This is a genomic window from Ensifer sp. ENS08 (genome assembly GCF_014852195.1).
In the GTDB taxonomy this organism is placed as follows: Bacteria; Pseudomonadota; Alphaproteobacteria; order Rhizobiales; family Rhizobiaceae; genus Ensifer; species Ensifer adhaerens.
In genome coordinates this window covers 1-368 of record NZ_JACVBF010000069.1, presented here as the reverse complement: position 1 = coordinate 368, position 368 = coordinate 1, and the positions used below count along the sequence as shown (strand labels likewise).

1 rRNA gene is annotated in these 368 nt (G+C 55.2%); it reads left to right on the top strand.

Features of this window, described 5'->3' with window-relative positions:
• Nucleotides 1-110, top strand: a 16S ribosomal RNA gene (locus tag IB272_RS34545); the annotation flags it as partial.
• Nucleotides 111-368 lie beyond the last annotated feature (258 nt).

Below are 368 nucleotides of genomic sequence, written 5' to 3'. Positions count from 1 at the left end.
AAGGTAGTGCGCTAACCGCAAGGAGGCAGCTAACCACGGTAGGGTCAGCGACTGGGGTGAAGTCGTAACAAGGTAGCCGTAGGGGAACCTGCGGCTGGATCACCTCCTTTCTAAGGAAGCTGTGGAACTGGAAGACGGCATCTTCGGATGCATGACCTTTCCCGTGCTTTTTAGAACATAGATGGCACCAGTCAGGTGACCATCGAAACGCAATACGCCACGGAAATACCTTTGGTATTCGGCTGGTATGGCGAGTGCCGCCGTCCACGTTTCTCTTTCTCACAAGGATACGAACCACGCCCGCTCACTTTAAGCGTCGAGCGACACTTAGGTGGTGCGTGCAACCGGAATGGGCCCGTAGCTCAGGT